The sequence below is a fragment of the Aliarcobacter cryaerophilus ATCC 43158 genome (assembly GCF_003660105.1).
GTDB classification, from domain to species: Bacteria; Campylobacterota; Campylobacteria; order Campylobacterales; family Arcobacteraceae; genus Aliarcobacter; species Aliarcobacter cryaerophilus.
Window position 1 is genome coordinate 256,674 of sequence record NZ_CP032823.1, and the last position, 22,185, is coordinate 278,858.

20 protein-coding genes are annotated in these 22,185 nt (G+C 28.0%); 5 read left to right on the plus strand and 15 right to left on the minus strand.

Annotation, left to right across the window (positions count from 1 at the left end):
- Position 1 precedes the first annotated feature (1 nt).
- Positions 2 to 901: an acetylglutamate kinase gene (gene argB / locus ACRYA_RS01240; RefSeq protein ID WP_105917611.1), complete on the minus strand. Its 900-nt coding sequence runs from the start codon at positions 899 to 901 to the stop codon at positions 2 to 4.
- 79 nt (positions 902 to 980) lie between these two features.
- Here argB and ACRYA_RS01245 point away from each other — a divergent pair, with 79 nt between their 5' ends.
- Complete coding sequence (locus ACRYA_RS01245; RefSeq protein WP_121443265.1) at positions 981 to 3,713, plus strand: RecB-like helicase; 2,733 nt, start codon at positions 981 to 983, stop codon at positions 3,711 to 3,713.
- Here ACRYA_RS01245 and ACRYA_RS01250 read toward each other — a convergent pair.
- From ACRYA_RS01250 to ACRYA_RS01270, 5 genes are all read right to left on the minus strand, one after another.
- On the minus strand, positions 3,710 to 4,273 hold the full coding sequence (locus tag ACRYA_RS01250; protein ID WP_228199762.1) for a thiamine phosphate synthase: 564 nt from the start codon (positions 4,271 to 4,273) through the stop codon (positions 3,710 to 3,712). The two genes, ACRYA_RS01245 and ACRYA_RS01250, sit on opposite strands and share 4 nt — an antisense overlap.
- Positions 4,274 to 4,343: 70 nt before the next feature.
- The gene (locus ACRYA_RS01255; RefSeq protein WP_105918254.1) at positions 4,344 to 5,030 is read right to left on the minus strand and encodes a F0F1 ATP synthase subunit A; all 687 of its coding nucleotides are present in this window, start codon (positions 5,028 to 5,030) and stop codon (positions 4,344 to 4,346) included.
- A gap of 90 nt (positions 5,031 to 5,120) precedes the next feature.
- A complete protein-coding gene (gene ilvA, locus ACRYA_RS01260) occupies positions 5,121 to 6,326 on the minus strand; it encodes a threonine ammonia-lyase (protein ID WP_105918253.1) in 1,206 nt (401 codons plus the stop codon).
- 83 nt (positions 6,327 to 6,409) lie between these two features.
- Positions 6,410 to 7,477, minus strand: a complete 1,068-nt coding sequence (fbaA, locus tag ACRYA_RS01265) for a class II fructose-bisphosphate aldolase (protein WP_105918252.1) — start codon at positions 7,475 to 7,477, stop codon at positions 6,410 to 6,412.
- 9 nt (positions 7,478 to 7,486) lie between these two features.
- Positions 7,487 to 8,299, minus strand: coding sequence for a peptidylprolyl isomerase (locus tag ACRYA_RS01270; RefSeq protein WP_105918251.1), 813 nt, complete (start codon positions 8,297 to 8,299; stop codon positions 7,487 to 7,489).
- A 193-nt stretch (positions 8,300 to 8,492) separates the two neighbouring features.
- Here ACRYA_RS01270 and hsrA point away from each other — a divergent pair, with 193 nt between their 5' ends.
- The 4 genes from hsrA (at position 8,493) to serS (ending at position 12,813) form a co-directional block, all read left to right on the plus strand.
- The gene (gene hsrA / locus ACRYA_RS01275) at positions 8,493 to 9,173 is read left to right on the plus strand and encodes a homeostatic response regulator transcription factor HsrA (RefSeq protein ID WP_105918250.1); all 681 of its coding nucleotides are present in this window, start codon (positions 8,493 to 8,495) and stop codon (positions 9,171 to 9,173) included.
- Between the two features lie 17 nt (positions 9,174 to 9,190).
- Positions 9,191 to 10,450 carry a sensor histidine kinase gene (locus tag ACRYA_RS01280; protein WP_105918249.1) on the plus strand — a complete coding sequence of 420 codons (1,260 nt, stop codon included), beginning with the start codon at positions 9,191 to 9,193 and terminating at the stop codon, positions 10,448 to 10,450.
- 61 nt (positions 10,451 to 10,511) lie between these two features.
- Complete coding sequence (locus ACRYA_RS01285) at positions 10,512 to 11,516, plus strand: cation diffusion facilitator family transporter (RefSeq protein WP_105918248.1); 1,005 nt, start codon at positions 10,512 to 10,514, stop codon at positions 11,514 to 11,516.
- A gap of 55 nt (positions 11,517 to 11,571) precedes the next feature.
- Positions 11,572 to 12,813 (plus strand): serine--tRNA ligase, encoded by a 1,242-nt coding sequence (gene serS / locus ACRYA_RS01290; protein WP_105918247.1) that lies wholly within the window; start codon positions 11,572 to 11,574, stop codon positions 12,811 to 12,813.
- Positions 12,814 to 13,133: 320 nt separating this feature from the next.
- Here serS and ACRYA_RS01295 read toward each other — a convergent pair whose 3' ends face one another.
- The 9 genes from ACRYA_RS01295 to napA all read right to left on the minus strand — a co-directional run bounded on the left by ACRYA_RS01295 (position 13,134) and on the right by napA (position 22,086).
- Positions 13,134 to 13,508 (minus strand): hypothetical protein, encoded by a 375-nt coding sequence (locus tag ACRYA_RS01295; RefSeq protein ID WP_105918246.1) that lies wholly within the window; start codon positions 13,506 to 13,508, stop codon positions 13,134 to 13,136.
- Positions 13,505 to 15,130, minus strand: coding sequence for an EAL domain-containing protein (locus ACRYA_RS01300; protein WP_105918245.1), 1,626 nt, complete (start codon positions 15,128 to 15,130; stop codon positions 13,505 to 13,507). Before ACRYA_RS01300 ends, ACRYA_RS01295 begins: the two co-directional genes overlap by 4 nt.
- Positions 15,131 to 15,219: 89 nt before the next feature.
- Entirely contained in the window at positions 15,220 to 15,606 is a 387-nt protein-coding gene (locus ACRYA_RS01305; RefSeq protein ID WP_105918244.1) for a chaperone NapD, read from the minus strand.
- A gap of 2 nt (positions 15,607 to 15,608) precedes the next feature.
- Positions 15,609 to 16,571: a WD40 repeat domain-containing protein gene (locus tag ACRYA_RS01310; RefSeq protein WP_228199763.1), complete on the minus strand. Its 963-nt coding sequence runs from the start codon at positions 16,569 to 16,571 to the stop codon at positions 15,609 to 15,611.
- Positions 16,572 to 16,579: 8 nt separating this feature from the next.
- Complete coding sequence (locus ACRYA_RS01315) at positions 16,580 to 17,059, minus strand: 4Fe-4S binding protein (RefSeq protein WP_105918243.1); 480 nt, start codon at positions 17,057 to 17,059, stop codon at positions 16,580 to 16,582.
- Between the two features lie 2 nt (positions 17,060 to 17,061).
- Positions 17,062 to 17,664 carry a nitrate reductase cytochrome c-type subunit gene (locus ACRYA_RS01320; RefSeq protein ID WP_105918242.1) on the minus strand — a complete coding sequence of 201 codons (603 nt, stop codon included), beginning with the start codon at positions 17,662 to 17,664 and terminating at the stop codon, positions 17,062 to 17,064.
- On the minus strand, positions 17,661 to 18,464 hold the full coding sequence (gene napH, locus ACRYA_RS01325) for a quinol dehydrogenase ferredoxin subunit NapH (RefSeq protein WP_105918241.1): 804 nt from the start codon (positions 18,462 to 18,464) through the stop codon (positions 17,661 to 17,663). The genes ACRYA_RS01320 and napH overlap by 4 nt, the downstream gene beginning before the upstream one ends.
- Positions 18,461 to 19,264 carry a ferredoxin-type protein NapG gene (gene napG / locus ACRYA_RS01330; protein ID WP_105918240.1) on the minus strand — a complete coding sequence of 268 codons (804 nt, stop codon included), beginning with the start codon at positions 19,262 to 19,264 and terminating at the stop codon, positions 18,461 to 18,463. Before napG ends, napH begins: the two co-directional genes overlap by 4 nt.
- An 11-nt stretch (positions 19,265 to 19,275) precedes the next feature.
- The gene (gene napA, locus ACRYA_RS01335) at positions 19,276 to 22,086 is read right to left on the minus strand and encodes a nitrate reductase catalytic subunit NapA (protein ID WP_105918239.1); all 2,811 of its coding nucleotides are present in this window, start codon (positions 22,084 to 22,086) and stop codon (positions 19,276 to 19,278) included.
- Positions 22,087 to 22,185 lie beyond the last annotated feature (99 nt).

The following is a 22,185-nucleotide window of genomic DNA, read 5'->3' on the forward strand; positions in this document are numbered from 1 at the left end:
TTTAACTATTTAATAATTTTTCTATATCAATACCATTATTTGGATTATCAACTCTTATAAACTGAGTTCCTATTCCATCACTTGTAAACAGCTCAAGTAAGATTGAATGCTCAACTCTGCCATCTATAATATGAGCTTTATTTACACCATTATGAATAGATTCTATGCATGAATCAACTTTTGGAATCATTCCACCAGCAATTGTTCCATCTTTTTTGAACATTTCAACATTTGCCTTATCTAAAGTTTGGATTAATTCTCCACTTTTATTTAAAACACCAACTGTATCAGTCAAAAATATAACTTTTTGAGCTTTTACAGCCATCGCAATTTCACAAGCTGCTACATCTGCATTTATGTTATAACCTGGATGATTTGGTTCATCCCCATTTGCAATAGGAGCAATCACTGGAATAAATCCATCCTTTATAAGGTTATTTATTATCTCTCCATTTACAAAAGTTATATCTCCAGTGTAACCAAATTTCCCACCATCTTTTGGAACGGCTTTAATTATGCCACTATCTTTTCCAGATATTCCAATAGCTTTTGCACCGTGATGATTTAAAAGTGAAGCAAGATTTTTATTTATTTCTCCACTTAAAACCATCTCAACAACTCTCATACTCTCTTTACAAGTAACTCTATAACCATCTACAAAATGTGAAGGAATTTCAAGTTTTGTTAAAAGTTCTGTGATTCTTGCTCCTCCACCATGAACAACTATAGGTTTTATTCCCAAAAGAGTTAGCAAAACTATATCTTGAGCAAATTTCTCTTTTAAATCATCACTTGTTTGTGCGCTTCCACCATATTTTATAACTATTGTTTTTCCATAAAATTTTTTGAAATATGGAATAGCATCTATTAGAGTTTGAACTTTTGGATTTGTTTTTGTCATAAAAAATATCCTTGTAAATTTTAAAGTCTTGATTGTATCTAAAAATCTCTTTTAAAATGAAATATAGTAAAATGAAAATATGGAAAAATATTTAGCATTAAAAGCCAGTGCAGGCAGTGGAAAAACTTTTGCATTAACCGTAAGATACATTAGTTTACTTCTTTTAGGAGCAAAACCTAGTGAAATTTTAACTCTAACTTTTACAAATAAAGCAGCAGCTGAGATGAGTCAAAGAGTTTTTAATACACTTCAAACATTAGGTGATGATGAAGCATATTTAAATGAGATTATAAGAGTATCAAATTTTACAAAAGAGGAAGTTTTAGGTAAAAAGTCACTACTTATAAAACTATTTATAAATGATAGTTCAAGTATTTTTACTATTGATAAGTTTGTAAATAAAATTTTACGAGAGTTTTGTGGATATATTGGAATAGGGGATGATTTTAAAATTTCAAATGATGATATGGAAATTTTGAGTTATAAATTTTTACAAAGTTTAGATGAGAATAGCTTCAAAGAGTTAGTTGAGTTCTCTTTATATGAGAAGAAAAAATTTTCCTCTATTTTTGAACTATTTAAAATCTTAATTGAAAAAAATGAAAAGATAAATTCTATAGAAATAGATGCAAAATTAATTAATCTCATAAAAAATGATATTTTAGAAAAAGCTTTTAAGATAAAAGAGCATATTTTAAATTGTAAAGCTGCAAGTGCAAGTGCAATAAAAGCTGTATCTTTTACAAATTTTGATGAGCTTTTTTCAAATACTTGGATAGAAAAAGATACTATTTATGACTATTCATATTTTAAAAAATGTGCAAATGAAGAGATAAATAGTCTATTTTTAGAACTTAAAGATAGTTTTTTAAATTACTATAAATTAAGAACTTCATATAGTTTAAATAAAATTTTTAAGCTTTATATAAATTTCAAAGAGTTTAAAAAAAGTTTTAATATAGAAAAAAACTATTTTGAGTTTAATGATATTTCAAATTTGGTATTTGAGCTTTTAAATAATAAAATCAATAAAGATTTTTTATATTTTAGACTAGATAGTAACTATAACCATATTTTAATTGATGAGTTTCAAGATACTTCTATTTTACAGTATAAAATTTTAAAGCCTTTGATTGATGAGGTAATTGCTGGAGATAGTGAGAAATTCAAAACATTTTTTTATGTTGGTGATCCAAAGCAGAGTATTTATAGATTTCGTGGAGGTAAAAGAGAGTTATTTGATTTTGTTTTGAGTGAAAATAGTAATATCAAACTTGAAAATCTAAATACAAACTATAGGTCTAGTAAAAATATTATTGATTTTGTAAATAATACTTTTTTAAGTCTTCCAAATTATGATTATTTAGCTCAAAAAAGTATTAGAAAAGATGGATTTGTAGAAGTTATAGAAGATTCAAGTTTACAAAGTGAGGATAAATTTTCAGCTATTTTAAATAAAATAAATGAGCTATTAGATAATGGAATAAACGCAAATGATATTGCAATTTTGTGTTATACAAATAGTGATGTTTTAGGACTTTTTTACTATATAAAAGAAAAATTACCAAATCTTAAAATTAGAACTGATATGAGTTCTAAATTAATTAATCAACAAAATGTAAAAGCACTTATAAATGCTATAAAATATATATATTTTAAAGAAAATATTTATAAAGAAAATTTTAATGCTCTTGTAGGAAAGAATATAAATAGTGAGTTTTTGATTGATATTAATTTAAATGAATTAAGTGTAGAAAAAGTTTTATATTTTGTTGCAAGTTATTTTGATATTATTGATGAAAATATTATAAAACTAATAGAGCAATCAGGTATTTATTTCAATATTGTTGATTTTATTTATGAAATTGATAAATTAGATATTAGTATTGAAAATAGTGAAAATTCTGGGTTACAAATACTTACTATTTTTAAATCAAAAGGTTTAGAGTTTCACACAACAATCTTAATCGATAGAATAAAAAGAAAAAATCATGATAAAAGTTCTCTTTTGTTTGATTATGAGAATATTAACTTAAATAATATATATTATAAGGTTTCTGGTTATGAAAATTTTGATTTAGAGTATAAAAAAGCTTTAGAAAAAGAGAAAAATCTAAATCTTGATGATGAAAAAAATGTTCTTTATGTTGCACTAACTCGTGCTAAAAATAATCTAATTGTATTTAAAAAAGAGAAAAGTAGTGTATTTGATATTTTAGATATAACACCTTTTAAATTTGGAAATTTAATTTTAAGTGAAGTTGTACAGACAAAAAGTATTAATAAAAAGGTTACTTATGAACCATTAAATTTAGGAAAACAAGATATAAAATCTTCAAAAGATAATAATGGTGTCAATGTAGATATTTTAAAATCAAAATATTTTGGACTTGCTACGCACTATACTTTAGAAATGATGAGTAACTTTGATGAAAAAGCTTTAAATCATGGTTTAAATTTATCAAAAACAAAATATTTTAACTATTTAGATGAGTTTGATTTTGTATCTATAAAAAAGATTATTCAAAATTTAATTAAAAATGATAAATTTCAAAATTTAATTAAAGATGCACAAATAGTACAAGAACAAGCTTTGGTTTACAATGAAGAGATAAAGGTTATAGATCTACTTTTATATAAAGATGATAGATTTATTATTGTTGATTATAAAACTACAACAGAGTTTTTATCTTCTCATAAAACACAAATAGAATACTATAAAAAAGCAGTTTGTGAGATTTTTAATACAAAAAGTGTAGAAGGGTATCTAGTTTACTTGAAAGAGCATAGCGTAGAATTTTTAGAGGCTTAAATAAAATATCTAATAGATGCAAAACCATAAGCTTTGGTTTTTTCTATATCTTTTATCTGTTCATCCTTTATTATTCCTCCAAGTGCAAATATCTTTAGATTTGGAAAGTTTTTTGTAGCTTCATTTAATTGTTCTACTCCTTTTGATTCTCCTTTGTTTGGTGTATCAAAAATAGGAGAGTATGTTGCAAAATCTATATTTTTCTTCATTGAATTTTCTAACTCTTCTAAAGTGTGGCAAGATATAATTGTAATAAGATTTGATTTTTTTGCATTTTCGATTTTATCAAATTGTTGTGAATTTAGATGAACTCCATCAAAGCCTAGCTTGGTTGCTAAAGTTATATTTGAGTTAATAAAAATATTTTCTATTTTAAACTCTTTACAAATTTGTAAAAATATTTTAGCTAACTCTTCAATATTTTGTGAACTTTTATCTCTAAAACAAGCGAAATCAATTTTATGGTTTTTTAAAACAGTTCTTAATTTTTCTTCAAATTTTTCTGGATTATTTGAAAAATAGTTTGGATCAGTTATTAGATAAGATTTTATATTTTTCATATTTTTTTCCAATAAAAAAGGGAATAAGTGAAACTTACTCCCTTTTGTGATTTATTATACTAAGAAGTTCTTAGTGATGCTCTTCTTCCATCATAATAGAACCTGCTATATAAACATATGTTAGGATACTAAAAATAAATGCTTGTAAAACACCAAATGCAGTTAATAGGAAAAACCCTGGTAGTGGTAAAATCCATGGAACTAACATTAAAAGTACCATTAAGAACATATCATCACCTCTAATAGAACCAAATAACCTAAAAGATAGAGATATTATTCTTGATAAGTGTGAGATAATCTCAATTGGGAACATTAAAGGAGCTAATACTGGCATTGGTCCCATAAAATGTTTAAAATAGTTTACAAAACCATTTTTCTTAATTCCTAAATAGTTGTAATATACAAAAACTATGATAGCTAAAGATGCAGTAAAGTTTATATTACTTGTTGGTGCTTCAAAACCTGGAATTACTCCTATCATATTACTAACAAATATAACTAAAGCTAAAGATCCAATTAATGGCATATAAACTCTAGCATTTTTTTCACCCATAGTATCGCTACCCATAGCAATAATACCACCTACAAATGCCTCTAAAACATTTTGGCTTCCTGTTGGAACTAGTTGCATTTTTCTTGTAGCCATTCTAGAAACTAGAAAAATAATTCCAATTACTAAAACAAAGTGAGATAAAATTATCCACTCTTGTCCGTGACCACCAATAGTTCCTAAGAATGTAAACAATCTTCCTTCCATTTTCTTCCTTTTTTCTTTTCTACGATTACTAAATTATGCGCAGATTATAATATTTGTTTTCTAAAATCTTTATAAATATAAAAAATTAATCTAAATTTGTTTAAATCTATATCCATTTTGTTTCAAATTTTCTCTTATTTGCTCTTGATGCTCTTCACCCTTTGTTGCTAAAGCAATAGTTACATAAGCTTCTCCAAATTCTAATTTAACAGAATTTCTATCAAAATCAATTTCTACAATATTTGCTGAACATTGAGTGAAAACATCTGTTAAATGCATTAAAGCTCCTGGTTTATCCATTAATGTTACTATTAAATTCATCTTTCTATGAGATTTTATTAGACCTTTTTCAATAATTATTGAAAGCATTGTAACATCTATATTTCCACCACTTACAACTGCACATACTTTTTTATTTTCTATATTTACTTTATCGTGCATAATAGCTGCAACACTAACAGCCCCAGCTCCTTCAACCATAAGTTTATGTTTTTCTAGTAAAAAAAGAATTGCATTTGCTGTTTCATTATCACTTACTTCAACAATTTCATCAACATATTCCAAAATAATATCTAGTAACTTTGGATTAACATCACGAACTGCAATTCCATCTGCAATAGTTCTAACACTAGATGAGTCTATTGGCATTCTTGCTTCAAAACTCTCTTTCATACCTTTTGCACCACTTGCTACAACACCAATTATTTTTATATTTGGATTTATACTTTTTGCTGCAATTGCAACTCCAGAAATTAATCCACCACCGCCAATTGGTACGATTATTTCGTCAATATTGTCAATTTTTTCTAAAATTTCTAAAGCAATAGTTCCTTGACCTGCTATTACTTCATCATCAGCAAATGGATGAACAAACTCTTTGTTGTTATCTTTTGCAAATTTTATTGCACTTGCATATGCTTCATCGAAGTTTTCACCAGTTAAAACAACATTAGCACCATAAGATTTTACCCCTAAAACTTTTGTAAGGGGTGTAGCTTCTGGCATAAAAATAGTTGCTTCGCATTTGAAATAAGAAGCAGCAAAAGCTAAACCTTGAGCATGATTTCCAGCACTTGCTGCTACAACTCCAGCAGCTTTTTTTTCATCATCAAGCATTGCAACTTTATTAAAAGCTCCTCTTAATTTAAAACTTCCTGTTAGTTGTAGATTGTCTTCTTTGAAGAAAATTTCAGCATTCTTTTGTATACTTAAAAAAGGAGCTTTCATAAGTGGAGTTTTGTAAACTGTACCATCTAGCCTTTTTTTAGCATCTTTTATATCATTTAATGTAATCATTTTGTATCTTTTTTTGAGAAATTTTTGAAGATTTTAGCAAAAATTGATTAAAAACTAGGTTTTAATCAATTTTTATTTATGTTTTAGTTTTTGTTTAGAGCTAATAAATCAGTAAATGCAGTTTCAAGTCTAGCTATCATAGTTTCTTGTCCTGCTCTTAACCATTTTCGTGGGTCGTAGTAGTTTTTGTTTGGTTTATCTTCACCTTCAGGATTTCCAATTTGCCCTTGTAGATATCCGTGATATTTAGCTTCATAAGCTCTTACTCCATCCCAAGTTGCCCATTGAGTATCTGTATCAATATTCATCTTAATAACACCGTATGAAATAGCTTCTCTAATTTCACTTAAAAGTGAACCACTTCCACCGTGGAATACAAAATCAACTGGATTTTTAGAAGTTTTATACTTATCTTCTATAAATTTTTGAGAGTTATCTAGTATTTTTGGACTAAGTACAACATTTCCTGGTTTATAAACACCATGAACATTACCAAAGCTAGCAGCTATTGTAAAATTTTCTCCAACTTTACTTAAGCTTTCATAAGCAAATGCTACTTCACTTGGTTGTGTATATAAAAGTGAATTATCAACATCAGAGTTATCTACTCCATCTTCTTCTCCACCTGTAATTCCAAGTTCAATTTCAATCATCATATCAATGTCTTTCATTCTTTTAAAATAATCAACACTAATTGCAATATTTTCTTCTAAACTCTCTTCGCTAAGATCAAGCATATGAGAAGTAAAAAGAGGTCTTCCATGTTTTTTGAAAAAATCAAAACCAGCTTCTAAAAGTCCATCTATCCAAGGAAGAAGTTTTTTTGCAGCATGGTCTGTATGTAAGATTACTGGAATTCCATAAGCTTTTGCCATAGAGTGAACGTGGTTTGCTCCACTAATTGCTCCTAAAATTGCTGCATCACTAGATTTTAAACCTTTTCCAGCATAAAAACTAGCTCCCCCATTTGAAAATTGAATAATCACAGGAGATTTTACTTTTGATGCTGCTTCTAAAACAGCATTTATAGAGTCAGTTCCTACAACATTAACAGCAGGAATTGCAAAACCTTCCTTTTTTGCATAAGCAAATAGTTTTTTAGCTTCACTTCCTGTTAGAACTCCAGCATCTACTACGTCTAAAACACCCATTTTATTTCCTTATTTAATTACTATTTTAGAATCTTTTCTTAACTCTTTTGTTAGCTCATCAATTTTTTTATTGAATTTTTCAGCTATCATTGCTTGATTTATATTATCTTTTACTTCATCGAAAGCTAATTGTTTTGCAGGGAAAATCTCTTTAACAAATATTACATGATAACCAAATTGAGTTTTTGTAGGATTTTTAGAATAACCACCTTTTGGAAGAGCTTTTACAGCCATTGCAAATTCTGGAACCATTTGTTCAGCAGCAAATTTTCCTAAGTATCCACCATTTTTAGCAGTTGCATCTTTTGATTTTGAATTTGCTAATTCTTTAAATTTTGTCTCTTTAGAATTTGCAGCAGCTTTTTCTAAATCTTTTATAACAGCATTTGCTTCAGCTTCTGTATTTACTAAAATATGGAATGCTTCAAACGTCTCTGGAATATTAAATTTTGATTTGTTTGCATCATAAAAAGCTCTTTTTTCTGTATCACTAAATTTGATTTTATCAATTTCATTTTTTTGCCAAACTTGAAGAGCTAAATCTTCTTTGATTTTTGTGATAGCTTCTACATATTGAGCATCTTTTTCAATTCCATCTTTTATTGCTTTTTTAGCAATTAATTTTCTATTGATTGCGCCTTCAAGAATTTGAGACTTTGCTTCTTGTGGAAGTTTATCAAAATCAACTCTTGGATCTTGCAAAAGAACATTAATATCATCTTTTGTAATTTTATCCCCATCAACAGTAGCATAAAAATCAGCTGCGTTTAATGTTGAAATTAAAGCAATTGAAGCAATAAAGCTCATAACTATTTTTTTCATTTTTTTCCTTAAAATTAAATTGCAATATTTTATCCATTTCGAGTTAATAAATAGTTTATTTTTATATAATTTTATAATTTTTTTAAAAAAGATTTACGATTTTTAACATTTACCTTAATAAAGCTTTAAATTTTGAAAATTTTGTGATATACTTGCAGGCAATTTTAAGATTAAATTTAACTTAAGGATTTTTATGAGAATTTTAATTATTGAAGATGAAATTACATTAAACAGAACATTACAAGAGGGATTAATAGATTTTGGTTATCAAGTTGATACTGCTGAAAACTATAAAGATGCTGAGTATTTTATCGATATTAGAAACTATGATTTAGTTTTAACAGACTGGATGTTACCAGATGGAGATGGAATTGAACTTTGCAAAATTGTAAAAAATAGAAGTTCAAGAACTGCTGTTGTTATTATCTCTGCAAGAGATGATAAAGAGAGCGAAATAGAGGCTCTAAAATCAGGAGCAGATGATTTTATTAAAAAACCATTTGATTTTGATATATTACTTGCAAGAATTGAAGCAAGATTAAGATTTGGTGGAACAAACATTATAGAGATTGATGATTTAATTATCAATCCAGATGAAGAAAAAATTGAGTATGCTGGAGTAGAGATAGAATTAAAAGGTAAACCTTTTGAAGTTTTAACTCACCTTGCACGTCATAGAGACCAAATTGTTTCAAAAGAACAACTTCTTGATGCTATTTGGGAAGAGCCTGAGCTTGTAACTCCAAATGTTATTGAAGTTGCAATTAATCAAATTAGACAAAAAATGGATAAACCTTTAAATATCTCAACTATTGAGACTATTAGAAGAAGAGGTTATAGATTTTGTTACCCAAATCAAGTAGAAGTAAAGTAATCTTTAGCTGATTTATTATGGAGAGTAGAAGTATTTATAAGCAGTTTTATCTAAAGCTTATATTTGCAACTTCTCTTTTTGTTATCATTCTCTCTTTTATTTTTTTTGAATATACAAAAAACTCATTTTATGACAACATTCAAGATAATTTACTATTTCAAGCAAAACAGATAGAAAAAGGCTATATAAGCTTTGATAAGTTTCAAAATGTAATATCTTCTTCTCAAATTATTGAATTAATAGAAAATAATAAAAATACAAAACAAATAGAGTTTTCAAAATTCTCAAAGGGTGATAAATCTTTTATTAGATTAGAGTTTTTAATGCATGATAATGCAATTTTGCAAATTACAAAAGATATAAGCTTGGAAAAAGATATTCTTTATTTAATAATATTTAAAAACTTTTTTGCTCTTGCAATTCCAGGTTTTATTTTTATGCTAATTTATGCATTAATAGTTGCAAAATCACTTTTAAAACCTATTGTACAAATAAATAAAAAACTATCAAACATGGATGAAAATTCACTATCTCAAATTGACAAAAAAGATTTACCAGAAGAGTTTTTAACTCTAGCAAACTCTATAAACTCTCTTACAAATAGAATAGGAACTTATTTAAAGTTTAAAAAAGAGCTTTTTATAGGAATAGCTCATGAGCTTAAAACTCCACTTGCTGTAATGAAGCTAAAAAATGAGTTAATGCTTAAAAAACCTAGAGAAATTTCTCAATATGAAGATGCTATTAAGCTTACAATTAAAGAGATAGATGGTATGAATATTATGATTAGTTCTATTTTGGATATTGGAAGAACTGAGGGTGCACAATTTGAACAACCAAAAAATATTGATTTAGTTGAATTTATAAAATATAAAACAAATGATTACAATATGCTTGCATCTAAAAAGAGCATTACAATAAAATTTAGCTCAAATGTATCTAGTTTTAATATAATTATTCAAGAGACACTTTTTAATCAGATTTTACAAAATTTTGTACAAAATGCTATAAAGTTTACTCCAAATGGTAAAACTATAAAAATTAAACTAAAAAAAATAGATGATAAAGTTATATTAAATGTAATTGATGAAGGTATTGGAATAGATGAAAATATAGATGTTTTTGCACCATTTAAAAAAGTTGGAAAAGAAAATGGTGTAGGATTAGGATTGTATTTAGCAAAAATTGCAAGTGATGCGCTAAATGCAAAAATTTCTATAAAAAATAGAGAAGATGGAAAAAATGGTGCTATTGCAAAACTTGAATTAACTTTGTAGTATTTGATTTTAAAATATAAGCTATTTGATATTATAAAAGTATATAAAAATAGGAAAAATCATGGCAAATTGTAAATTTGGTTTAAATGACCATAAGCCCTTCATATCAGAAAAATCAAATCATCACCATAATGATAAGAAGCATAATCATAATTTCATTTCTAATATAAAAAAAGAGGAGCATATTGATTCTGCTCATCATAGAGATGATGGACATACTCATCAAGATCACAGAAAAATAGATAAAAAAGTTTTAAAATGGGCATTAGGAATTACTCTAATAACAATGTTTTTAGAGTTCTTTTATGGATTTTTATCAAACTCTTTAGCACTTATTTCAGATGCAATTCATATGTTTACTCACTCTTTTGCATTGATTATTTCACTTTTAGCAATAATAGTAGCTAGTAAAACAGCACCAATTTCTAAGACGTTTGGATATTATAGGATTGAAGTAATAGCTGCTTTTATAAATGGAATTACGATTATTTTATCAATCATTTGGATAGTTTATGAAGCTTATCAAAGATTTGTAGAACCCCAAACTATAGATATAAAAACAGCTATTATAGTTGCAATAATTGGACTTTTTGTAAATATAACTACAGGTATTATTTTGATGCAAGGAGATAAAAATAATATAAACTTAAAATCAGCATTCGTCCATATGTTAAGTGATGCTTTATCTTCTGTTGCAATTATAATAGGTTATATAGTTATCTACTTTACTTCATGGTATTTTATAGACATTATTTTAGCTGTTATTGTAGCTCTTGTAATTTTAAAATGGGCAATTGATATTTTGAAAAATTCAACAAATACTTTACTTGAAAGTTCTCCTGTTGATGTAAAAGAAGTTAAAGAGTATATTGAAAGAAATGAAAAAGTTTTGGAATTACACGATATTCATATTTGGGAGATAACTGCTGATATGTATAATATGACGGCTCATGTAAAAATAGATAAAAAAGATTTAGAAAATTATGAAGATATTTTATATCAAATAAATCATAATTTAAAAGAAAAATTTAAAATAGTTCATACAACTTTTCAGTTTGAGTGGTAAGTTTTTTTAGGGTAAACTTGGATATAATCAGCAAAAAATTAAAAAAAGAGTTAATATGATTGATATAAAACTATTACAAAATGACTTTGAAAAAACTAGTCTTTCTTTACAAAAAAAAGGTGTTTCAATTGAGGTTTTAGAAAACTTAAAAACTTTGGCACAAAATACAAAACAAAAAAGACAAATTATGGAAGAGGTAACAGCAGAACAAAATCTTCTTTCAAAAGAGTTTCCTAGATACAAAAAAGAGAATCTTGATGTTGCAGAACTTCAAGAAAAAATAAATAACTTAAAAAATAGAAAACAAGAGTTAGAAGATGAGGTTAGAGTTTTAGAAGAAGAGCTATCTTCTATTGCTTTAGGAATTCCAAATCTTCCAGATGAAAATGTACCATTTGGTGCAGATGAAGATGAAAATGTAGTTCTAGAAGTTATTGGGACTAAACCAACTTTTGATTTTACACCAAAAGAGCATTGGGAATTAGAGTGTGATTGGTTAGATTTCCAAAGAGGTGTAAAGTTAGCAAAATCAAGATTTACAGCACTTAAAGGTGATGGGGCAAGACTAGAGAGAGCTTTGATAAACTATATGTTAGATTTTAATAGAGCAAGAGGATTTAACGAGTGGTATGTACCTTTTATGGCAAATTCAAACTCTCTTTTAGGAACAGGGCAACTTCCAAAATTTGAAGATGATTTGTTTAAAATAGAGGGAGAAGATTTATATCTTATTCCAACAGCAGAAGTTAGCCTTACAAATTTATATAATGATGAGATTTTAGATAAAAATGAACTTCCGCTTCTTCTTACATCATATACTCCTTGCTTTAGAAAGGAAGCTGGAAGTGCTGGACGTGATACAAGAGGACTTATAAGACAACATCAATTTGATAAGGTTGAAATGGTAGCAATAACTTCACAAGAGCAATCAGATGAAATATTTCTTAAGATGGTTAATTGCGCTAGTGATTTATTAACTTCACTAGGTCTTGCTCATCAAAAAGTACAACTTTGTACGGGAGATTTAGGATTTGGAGCAGCTGTTACAATCGATTTAGAAGTTTGGCTTCCTGGTCAAAATAGATTTAGAGAGATATCTTCAATCTCAAATACAAGAGATTTTCAAGCAAGAAGAGCAAAAATAAGATATAAAGATGATAAGAAAAATATATTTGCACACACTTTAAATGGTTCAAGTCTAGCAGTTGGAAGAACTCTTTTGGCAATTATGGAGAACTATCAAGAAGCTGATGGAAGTGTTAAAATTCCAGAAGTTTTAAAACCATATATGAAATAAACAAAATCATAAAAAATTATAAAATTTGACATAAAAAAAGGTGGGGAAAACCCACCTTTTAATTATTAAGGGAGAAAAAAAGGGGTTGAGAGAAACCCCTTTTATATTAAGCTTTAAATAATAAAATAAATTCTTTTCATAAACTTAATATTTTACAGAACGACCTTTGAAAGAGGTTTTATCCAAAATTGCTACATTTTAACTAAGGAGAGATAAGTCGTAGATAAAACCTCTTGATCAATGAAATTTTACAATTTATAAACTTAAAGTTTGCTATTTTAATGCTATGCTTCTAGATAAATTTCTAATTTTGGTAAAATTTATTTTACAAAAACCTTTGTATCATATAATTTTCCATCTATAAAAACTTCAAAATAACCTTTTTCAACATCTAAATGCCTAAATGTTAGTTCATATCCATATATTTTTTTTGTTAAACTATTGTAAAGAGCTTCTTTATTTATTAATTTTCCATTTGATTTATTTATTTTTGTTATCACATTTACATCTTTATTGTAATTTCCTATTATGGCAACTTTGAAAAAAACTTCACCTTTATATTGAAAATCTGTTTTAATTTTATGTTGTACATTTTCAACTCTATTTTCATCATAAATAGCTACTAAAAATGCCTTTTGTATATCATTTGCGTTTAAAAATATAAAACTAAAAAAAATGAATAATAATTTTTTCATACTAAAGTTTCTGGTTTTCCTATGTGATAACCTTGAGCACAACTAATCCCTATCTCTTTTATAGTTTGTAATATTTTTTCATCACTTACAAACTCAGCAACTGTTTTAATTCCAATTCTTTTTGCAAAACTAACTATTGTTTCAACAATTAATCTATGCTTATCATCGGTAACTATATTTTTTATTAAAGAACCATCAATTTTAATATAATCAACATCTAATCTTAAAAGGTGCTCAAAATTTGAATAACCTGTTCCAAAATCATCTATTGCAATTCTTGCACCCAAAGATTTTATTTGATTTATAAAAGAGATAACTTCTTGATAGTTTTCTATACCTTCTGACTCTAAAATCTCAAAAGTTACTCTAGAAGATGTGTTTGTCTCTTTTATAGTTTTTAATATAAAATCAACAGTTTCTAAATCTTTTATATCATCAACACTTAGATTTATAGAGAAGTTTTCATCTCTATTTTGGAATGTTTTACAAGCTTGGGCTACAACTATTTTTGTGATACTTGAGTATAATTTTATTTTTTTAGAAAAATCTAAAAATTTATATGGAGCAAGAGAGTTTCCTTTATTATCTATTAGTCTTACTAAACTTTCATAAGAGTAAATTTCACTATTTTCTATATTTAAAAGAGGTTGATAATGACAAATAATTCTATTTTCTAAAATTGCCTCTTTTATTTGAGTTGCAAGTTCTATATTTTCTTTATATCTCTCTTCTATATTTTTACTCTCTTCATAAATACAAATATGATTATTTGAAGTTTTTGCATTATTTACAGCAATATCTACTTTTGTCAAAAGTTTTTCATTGCTTTTTGCAATACCAACAGAAAAGGTAATTAAAATTGTTTTATCGTCTATATAAAAAGGTTCACTATCTAGTAAATTTATAATCTTAATTGCTTCATTTTGTAACTCTTCTTCTGTTTTTTCATCAAAAAATAAAATAGCAAATTCATCACCATCTATTCTATATGCAGTGTATTCATATTTTATAAATCTTAAAGCTATATCTTTTAAGATTTTATCAGCATTATTTGTACCAAAAAAATCATTTACCTCTTTGAAATCGTCAATGTTAAAAACAATAGAAGATTTAGGCTTTTTATTTTCAATATCTAAAATGATTTTTTGTCTATTTGGAAGTGATGTTAGATGATCAAAATACATAAGATATTCATTTCTCTCTTTTAAGAGTATCTGTTCTGTAATATCTCTTGCTGTTCCTATAACTCCAATTAAATTTTTGTTTTCATCAAAAAATGGAGCTTTATCAACTTCAAGATATCTCATTTTTCCTTGAATATTTCCATTTTCTAAAAACCTTAATGGCTTCATAGATTTTATAGTTTCTAAATCAGTATTTGTGCATAATTCTCCAAATGTATGCCAATTTTTATTATCTTTATATTTTTCTCTTTCTCTCAAAGCAAAAAAGATATCAGTTTTTCCAATAACTTCATCAGGAGTTGCAATTAGTAAACCACTACAAATAGCATTATTTGCATATAAGTAACGACCATTTAAATCTTTTATCCATAACATATCAGGAGAGTGTTTAGAAATTAAGTTAAGAAGAGTATCCGAGTTTATATTATTTTTTTTCATAATCCCTCAAGTTTCATAGTTGAAGGATTATATCTTAAGTTATTAAAAATAACTTTAAGGAATATTTAATAATTATTTTCTTTTAAGTATTATTTTTGAGTATTGTCAAACTCTTTTGCAAAACCTATTAAATCTTTTCGTTTTAAATCACCTCTATAAATCATATCTTCAACTTTTATATCTTTGTCATTTAAAACTTTTGGAACCAAATCAGCATTTTCTAAAACTTCCATATGATTTGCTAGCTCTTCTTCACTGTAGCTCATCTGCATATCAGCACTACTTACATAAGGAATTGCTTCAATTACTTTTAGTTTTTTTAGCTCCTCTTCTACATTTTTACCTTCAATTGTAATAATAATTCTTCCTTTTTCATCGTGCATATGATAATCACAAACACCAGATTTCTTAAGATTTTCTATTACACTATCAAGATATTTTGGTAGAGTTTGTACAACAATACTTGAAATATTCATTTTTAATCCTTTTTTAAATTATATATATTTACTTTTTTATCATCACTTGCCACAACTAAACTATTTTCATCTAAAAATAAAATAGATGTAATAAGTGCTTTATTTCCTTTTAGGATAAAAAGCTCCTCTTTTGTATCTACATCAAAAACTAAAACATCATTATCTTCATTTAGTGAAATTGCTGCTTTTTTTGCTTTTTCATCTAAAGCTCCTGCATATACCAAAAAATCTATTGATTTATAGTATGGTTTTTTTTGATTTTTGTAATAAATAGATGCTCTTCTATCTTGTCCACAAGCTAGAAGAGTATTTTCTTTGAAATCAACTTGAAAAACTCTATCTACATTTTGACCTTTAAATTGTCCAATTTTTTCTAAGTTTGAAGTGTTGAGTTCTGAAACAATTCCACTTTCATCGGCTATAAAAATAGATTTTTTATCACTACTTAAAACAAAATGAGAAAAAGATGATTGAGAAACTTGAGTTGATTTTAAGATTTTTTTATTTTTGAAATCATATATAAAAATCTGATTTGATAAAAGAGCATAGACTATTTTATTATCATCTAAGAATTTTGCATAAGCTATGAAAAGTCTATCATCTGAGCTAATTATATTTTCTAAAATACCATCTTTTGATATAAAAATATCTCTTCCACCGCTTTGTCCTTGAGATAAAATTAAAATCTTATCATCAATTATATCGGTACTGAAAATTTTTGCACTTATCTCTTTATTTGTAAAATCTTTTATATTTTTAATCTTTATTGAAGAGATAATCTCTCTTTTTTCAAGGTTAAAAACATCAACAAAGCCATCATTTGTTGCTAAATATAGGTTCTGTTTATCTTTTGCAATATTTGTAACTCCACTTGATGCAAAAAAAGAGAAATTCGCTTCTAACTCTTTTGCATATAAAAAAGATGAGCTAAAAATAAATATAAGTGTAAAAATTAAATTTTTCAAAACAAATCCTAAACTATTTTTATTGCATTTGTTGGGCATACTTTTATACAAAAGCCACAAGAAGTACAATTTTTATTTATATTTGGTCTAAACATTCCTAAAAAATCTATTGCATTTTCTAAGCAAGGATCTTTGCAAGAAAAACACATAGTATTTTGCCAAGATAGGCAAGTTAGAATATCAATTTCTATTTTAGCTTCTATTTGCTTTTTATCTTCAATATTTAAAACACCATTTTGACAAGAAATTGCACATAAATCACAATAAGTACAACCAGAATTTGAAAAATTTATCTTTGGAGTACCATCTTCTAAAATCTCTATAATATTTTCTTTACAAGCAGTTAAGCAAGGTTTTTCTAAACATTCCACACATTTTGTAAAAAAAAGATTTATATCATTAAAGTAGGGTGGTCTTATAGCTTTTTCTTGCAAACTTCTATTTTTGAAAGGTTTTGCAAGAGAGCCAAAAAGCTCTCTTCTTTGCATACTTATTTTACACCCTCATTTATATTGTCTATAAGATTTGATTTATCATTTAAATCGCTACTTCTAAACTCTGTTTGGAAGTTATTTTTAGGGACAATTTTACTATCAGATTGTGGTGCATGACAAGCAGAACAGTTAAATCTAGCATTTGATAAGTGATCAAGAGGTTTTATAATAGTTTTTAAATCACTACTATTTGCTACAATTTTTCCATCTCTTTCAAGTTCACCTTTTTTATCTATTTTTACATCTTCTCTAAAACTTGTAAAGTGAGATTTTGGAATAGGAGTTGCACCCATAGATTCTGCTACCATTGGATCATGACATGAAGCACATTGGTTATTATCTATTGTAATAGGTAACATTCCTTCTGTATCATGTGGAATCATAGGTGGAGCATTTTCAAATGCTCTTTTGATTTTTGTACTAGTTCCAGCAGGTTCTGTAGCATATTTTGTCTCATCACTTACAACTTTATCTTCTGAAAATAGATTATCTTGTCTAATTCCAAGAGATTCTTCTTTGATACTTTTATTTGCAGCATAAGCAAAAGTAAAAAGAGTTGCAATGGCAACTAGACTTAAAGCTAATTTTGTTAATTTCATTTTTTCTCCTTCATATAATTTCTTAATTCGAAATTTAGTGCATCATCTTCACAAACTTCAATACATCTAGCACATAAAGTACACTCTTGTAAAACAGGTTCGCTACTTTTATCTATCATATGTAAAACTTGAATTTCAGGGCAAACAACTTTGCATTTCATACAAGCAGTACATTTTTCACTATTATGATGAACTCTTAATAGACTAAATCTTCCAATTAGTGAATAAAATCCACCAAGAGGACAAATATGTCCACACCAACCATTTTTTAAAACAAACAGATCAAACAAAAATATTACAATCATTGTTGCAAGTCCAAATCCAAGCCCAAAGATTAAACCTCGGTGAACCATTGATACAGGAGATATTAACTCAAAAGCTGCAACCCCCATAAAATATGAGATTATAAAACTAATTAAAATTAGCCAATATCTTAAATTTCTAGTTACTGGTTGTTTTTTTTGTACTTCATCAAATTTAAAAACTCTTCTTAGGTAATTTGCACAGTCTGTAATTATATTTACAGGGCAAACCCAAGAGCAAAAAGCTCTTCCACCAAGAATAAGATAAAAAATTGAAATAATTAAAGCACCTAAAGCTATATCAAAAGAGATTATAGCTCCTGCAAAAATCATTTGTAAAACTGCAAAAGGGTCGCTTAGTGTAACAGTTTGTAAAACCAAAGAGCTACTTAAATTACCCATTAAAATATTTATTCCATAAATATTTGCTAAAATATATAAAGCTATAATAGAGACTTGTGTAAATCTTCTAGCAATTAAAAATCTATATTTTTTCATTCTAGTAAATCCTTCATATCGCTATTTAGTGACTCTATTGCACCTTTTTTATTTATTTTAGTTTTACCTAATTCAATGTTTGAATCTTTAACTCTTTGTTCATCTGCTTCATCCCAACCTTTTATGTAGTGATCACCAACTTTTCCAAGTGCAATTTCTCGTGGAAGCACAAAAATTGCTGGTTTTTCAGTAATACAGGCTTTTTCACAAAGTCCACAACCTGTACAAATATCACTATTTACAACAGGTTTTAAAAATGCATGTTTACCTGTTCTTTCATTTTTTTCATATACTATATCAATAGCTTCTCCTAAAAGAGGACAAGCTCTATAGCAAGCATCGCATTGAATTCCCCAAAAAGCTACACAAGATTTTATGTCTACAACTGCAACTCCCATCTCCATTTGTCTTATCTCAAAAGCATTTTCACTATTTTTGACCTTTTTTTCATCTAATGCTTTTGTTGGACAAATTGGAACACATGGAATATCAACACACATATAACAAGGAATATCTCTTGGTACAAAATATGGAGTTCCCAAAGGTAAATTATCACCTGGTTTTGCCAATTTTAGTGTATCAAAAGGGCATGCCTCTACACAAAGTCCACATTTTATACAAGTAGCCAAAAAGTCATCTTCTTTTAAGGCTGCTGGTGGTCGAAGTATCAAGTTACTAGCTTTTACTTCGCTTAAATATGCACTCCATGTTAAACTACCAAGTACTACTAAACCAATAGTTCTAGCACTTTTTAGAAGAAATTTTCTTCTATTTTCTTGATAGTTTTCTACTATATTCATCTATTTTTACCTTATGCTTTATAAACTTTTACAGCACATTTTTTGAAGTCTGTTTGTCCTGATTGTGGACAAGTTGCATCTAAACAAACTTTGTTTATAAATACCTTTTCATCAAACCAAGGAACATATACTAAACCACGACTTGGTCTATTTCTTCCTCTTGTTTCAACTCTTGCTTTTACTTTTCCACGTCTAGACTCTATCCAAGCTAACTCACCTTGTTTTACACCATATTTATTTGCATCTTCAGGGTGAATATAACAAAGTGCTTCAGGAACTGCTCGATAAAGTTCAGGAACTCTCATAGTCATAGTTCCACTATGCCAGTGTTCTAAAACTCTTCCTGTGCTTAACCAAACTGGATATTGTTCATCTGGCATTTCAGGTGGATCCATATAAGGTCGTGCAAAGATTTTAGCTTTATTTTTTAGAGATTTTTTAGTTTGATCTTTAACCCCTAATAAATCACCTTGAGCTAACTCTTTTGCTAATGTTCCATAGAAAGCAAAATCACTATTTGGATTTGCCATTTTTGCATAAGGGTCATATTTTGTATTAAATCTCCAAGAAGTCTCTTTCCCATCAACAACTGGCCATTTAAGACCTCTAACTCTATGATAAGTGTCAAAATCTGCTAAATCGTGAGCATGTCCTCTTCCAAAATCTGCATACTCTTCAAATAGATATTTTTGTATAAAGAATCCATAACCTTTCCATGGTTTTCCATCACTTCCTAAAACATTTCTATTATCACCAAATGCTTCACTATTATCATATCCAGCTTGAATCTCATCTTTTAGGTCTACTTTATATGATTTTGCTCTATCATTTGCAAATAGGATTTCATACATAGTCGTATTTTCATTATATCCCATAGCTTTTGCAGCTTCTATCATACTAGGAAGTTTTACTTCATTGTTTGTGCTAAGAAGAGCCTGCTCTCCCCAAACATCTTTTACCGTAAATCTTTTTGAAAGCTCAACCCATTGCCATGTATCACTCATAGCATCTCCAACTGGAATAACTTGTTGTCTCCAAAGTTGCGTTCTTCTTTCAGCATTTCCATATCCACCCCATTTTTCATAAATCATAGCAGATGGTAGAATTAAATCAGAAACTTTTGCTGAAATTCCAGGATATCCATCACTTGTAACAATGAAGTTATCCATCTCTCTTGCTGCTTTTATCCAGTGAGTTGCATTTGCTGTATCTTGATATGGATTACAAACATTTACCCAAGCAAATTTTATATTTCCATCTTCAATATCTCTATGGATTTTCATAATATGTTGGTGACCTTTTGGATTAATTGTTCCAAGTGGTACATTCCATGCTTTTTCAGTAATTTCTCTATGTTTTGGATTTTCATTCATCATATCAGCTGGAAGTCTGTGTGTAAATGTTCCAACTTCTCTTGCTGTTCCACAAGCGCTTGGTTGTCCTGTAAGTGAAAATGCTCCACTTCCTGGTTTTGCTTGTTTATTTAGTAAAAAGTGAACGTTGTATGAAAGTGTATTTACCCAAGTTCCACGTGTATGTTGATTCATCCCCATAGTCCAGAAACTTACAACTTTTCTATCTTTTTCAATATACCAAGCTGCTAATTCTTGAAGTTTTTTCTTAAACTCTTCAATATCCTCATCAGGATTTCCTTTTGAGATTTTTGCAACATAATCTAAAGTATAAGGTTCTAAAGATTTTTTATACTCTTCAAAACTAATCTCCCAGTGAGCAAGACCACTGTTTTTGTTAGTCATTTTATCTCCAGCTTTATATCCATAAGGAGCAAGAGCAGGAGCCTCAGTTTCAGAAACAACTTTCTCCATCTCTTTAGAGATTATTTCCATTTCAGCTTTAGAGTATTTTCCATCTTTGATTGATTTTTCATCAGATTTTCTCATCCCATAACCAATATTAACAGGACTTGCTGCAAATACGATATGTTCTTTTACAAAATCCCAATCAATAGCTTCTGGTTTATTATAAACAATCTCTCTTGCAATATAGTTCCATAAAGCTAAATCTGTATTTGGAGTAAAGATAATTTCTAAATCAGCAATATCTGACGTTCTATGTCTATAAGTTGAAAGATTTATTATTTTTACTTTCTCTGGATTGCTAAGTTTTCTATCCGTTACTCTTGACCATAAAATTGGGTGCATCTCTGCCATATTTGAACCCCAACAAACAACAGTATCAGTAAGTTCAATATCATCATAACAACCACTTGGTTCATCAATCCCAAATGTTTGATAAAATCCAACAACCGCACTTGCCATACAGTGTCTTGCATTTGGATCAATTGCATTTGATCTAAATCCAGCTTTCATCATTTTTAAAGCAGCATAACCTTCCATAATAGTATATTGACCACTTGCAAATACACCAATCCCTTCAGGACCTTTCTCTTTTAGAGCTTTTTTGATATGAACTTCCATCTCATCGAAGGCTCTTTTCCAAGAAATAGGAGCGAAATCACCTTTTTTATCAAATTCACCTTTTTTATTTACTCTTAAAAGTGGAGTTTTAAGTCTATCTGCTCCATACATAATTTTTGCATTAAAATATCCTTTTATGCAATTAAGTCCTCTGTTAACTGGAGCTGCTGGATCTCCCTTAACTGCAACAATTTTTCCCTCTTTTGTTGCAAGCATAATTCCACAACCTGTTCCACAAAACCTACAGGCTGCTTTATCCCAACGCCAACCACTTTCAGCAGTGTTTGCTTGTGCTTTTAAGTCTGTTGGTACACTCATACCAATAGCTGCTGCTGCACTTGCTGCTGCTGAACTTTTTAGAAAATCTCTTCGTGAAAGTGACATTTCTACTCCTTTTGAAATAAATTTATAAACAATAAGATAGTACTAGGATGTAGATATAAAAAGTTTGACCGATGTCAAACCTTTTTAGTATTTAAGTCA

What these genes read in the sequence shown, in the direction of transcription:
- argB (WP_105917611.1), bottom strand. Translation starts at nt 901, where the DNA reads ATGACAAAAACAAATCCAAAAGTTCAAACTCTAATAGATGCTATTCCA.
- ACRYA_RS01245 (WP_121443265.1), top strand. Translation starts at nt 981, where the DNA reads ATGGAAAAATATTTAGCATTAAAAGCCAGTGCAGGCAGTGGAAAAACT.
- ACRYA_RS01250 (WP_228199762.1), bottom strand. Translation starts at nt 4,273, where the DNA reads ATGAAAAATATAAAATCTTATCTAATAACTGATCCAAACTATTTTTCA.
- ACRYA_RS01255 (WP_105918254.1), bottom strand. Translation starts at nt 5,030, where the DNA reads ATGGAAGGAAGATTGTTTACATTCTTAGGAACTATTGGTGGTCACGGA.
- ilvA (WP_105918253.1), bottom strand. Translation starts at nt 6,326, where the DNA reads ATGATTACATTAAATGATATAAAAGATGCTAAAAAAAGGCTAGATGGT.
- fbaA (WP_105918252.1), bottom strand. Translation starts at nt 7,477, where the DNA reads ATGGGTGTTTTAGACGTAGTAGATGCTGGAGTTCTAACAGGAAGTGAA.
- ACRYA_RS01270 (WP_105918251.1), bottom strand. Translation starts at nt 8,299, where the DNA reads ATGAAAAAAATAGTTATGAGCTTTATTGCTTCAATTGCTTTAATTTCA.
- hsrA (WP_105918250.1), top strand. Translation starts at nt 8,493, where the DNA reads ATGAGAATTTTAATTATTGAAGATGAAATTACATTAAACAGAACATTA.
- ACRYA_RS01280 (WP_105918249.1), top strand. Translation starts at nt 9,191, where the DNA reads ATGGAGAGTAGAAGTATTTATAAGCAGTTTTATCTAAAGCTTATATTT.
- ACRYA_RS01285 (WP_105918248.1), top strand. Translation starts at nt 10,512, where the DNA reads ATGGCAAATTGTAAATTTGGTTTAAATGACCATAAGCCCTTCATATCA.
- serS (WP_105918247.1), top strand. Translation starts at nt 11,572, where the DNA reads ATGATTGATATAAAACTATTACAAAATGACTTTGAAAAAACTAGTCTT.
- ACRYA_RS01295 (WP_105918246.1), bottom strand. Translation starts at nt 13,508, where the DNA reads ATGAAAAAATTATTATTCATTTTTTTTAGTTTTATATTTTTAAACGCA.
- ACRYA_RS01300 (WP_105918245.1), bottom strand. Translation starts at nt 15,130, where the DNA reads ATGAAAAAAAATAATATAAACTCGGATACTCTTCTTAACTTAATTTCT.
- ACRYA_RS01305 (WP_105918244.1), bottom strand. Translation starts at nt 15,606, where the DNA reads ATGAATATTTCAAGTATTGTTGTACAAACTCTACCAAAATATCTTGAT.
- ACRYA_RS01315 (WP_105918243.1), bottom strand. Translation starts at nt 17,059, where the DNA reads ATGCAAAGAAGAGAGCTTTTTGGCTCTCTTGCAAAACCTTTCAAAAAT.
- ACRYA_RS01320 (WP_105918242.1), bottom strand. Translation starts at nt 17,664, where the DNA reads ATGAAATTAACAAAATTAGCTTTAAGTCTAGTTGCCATTGCAACTCTT.
- napH (WP_105918241.1), bottom strand. Translation starts at nt 18,464, where the DNA reads ATGAAAAAATATAGATTTTTAATTGCTAGAAGATTTACACAAGTCTCT.
- napG (WP_105918240.1), bottom strand. Translation starts at nt 19,264, where the DNA reads ATGAATATAGTAGAAAACTATCAAGAAAATAGAAGAAAATTTCTTCTA.
- napA (WP_105918239.1), bottom strand. Translation starts at nt 22,086, where the DNA reads ATGTCACTTTCACGAAGAGATTTTCTAAAAAGTTCAGCAGCAGCAAGT.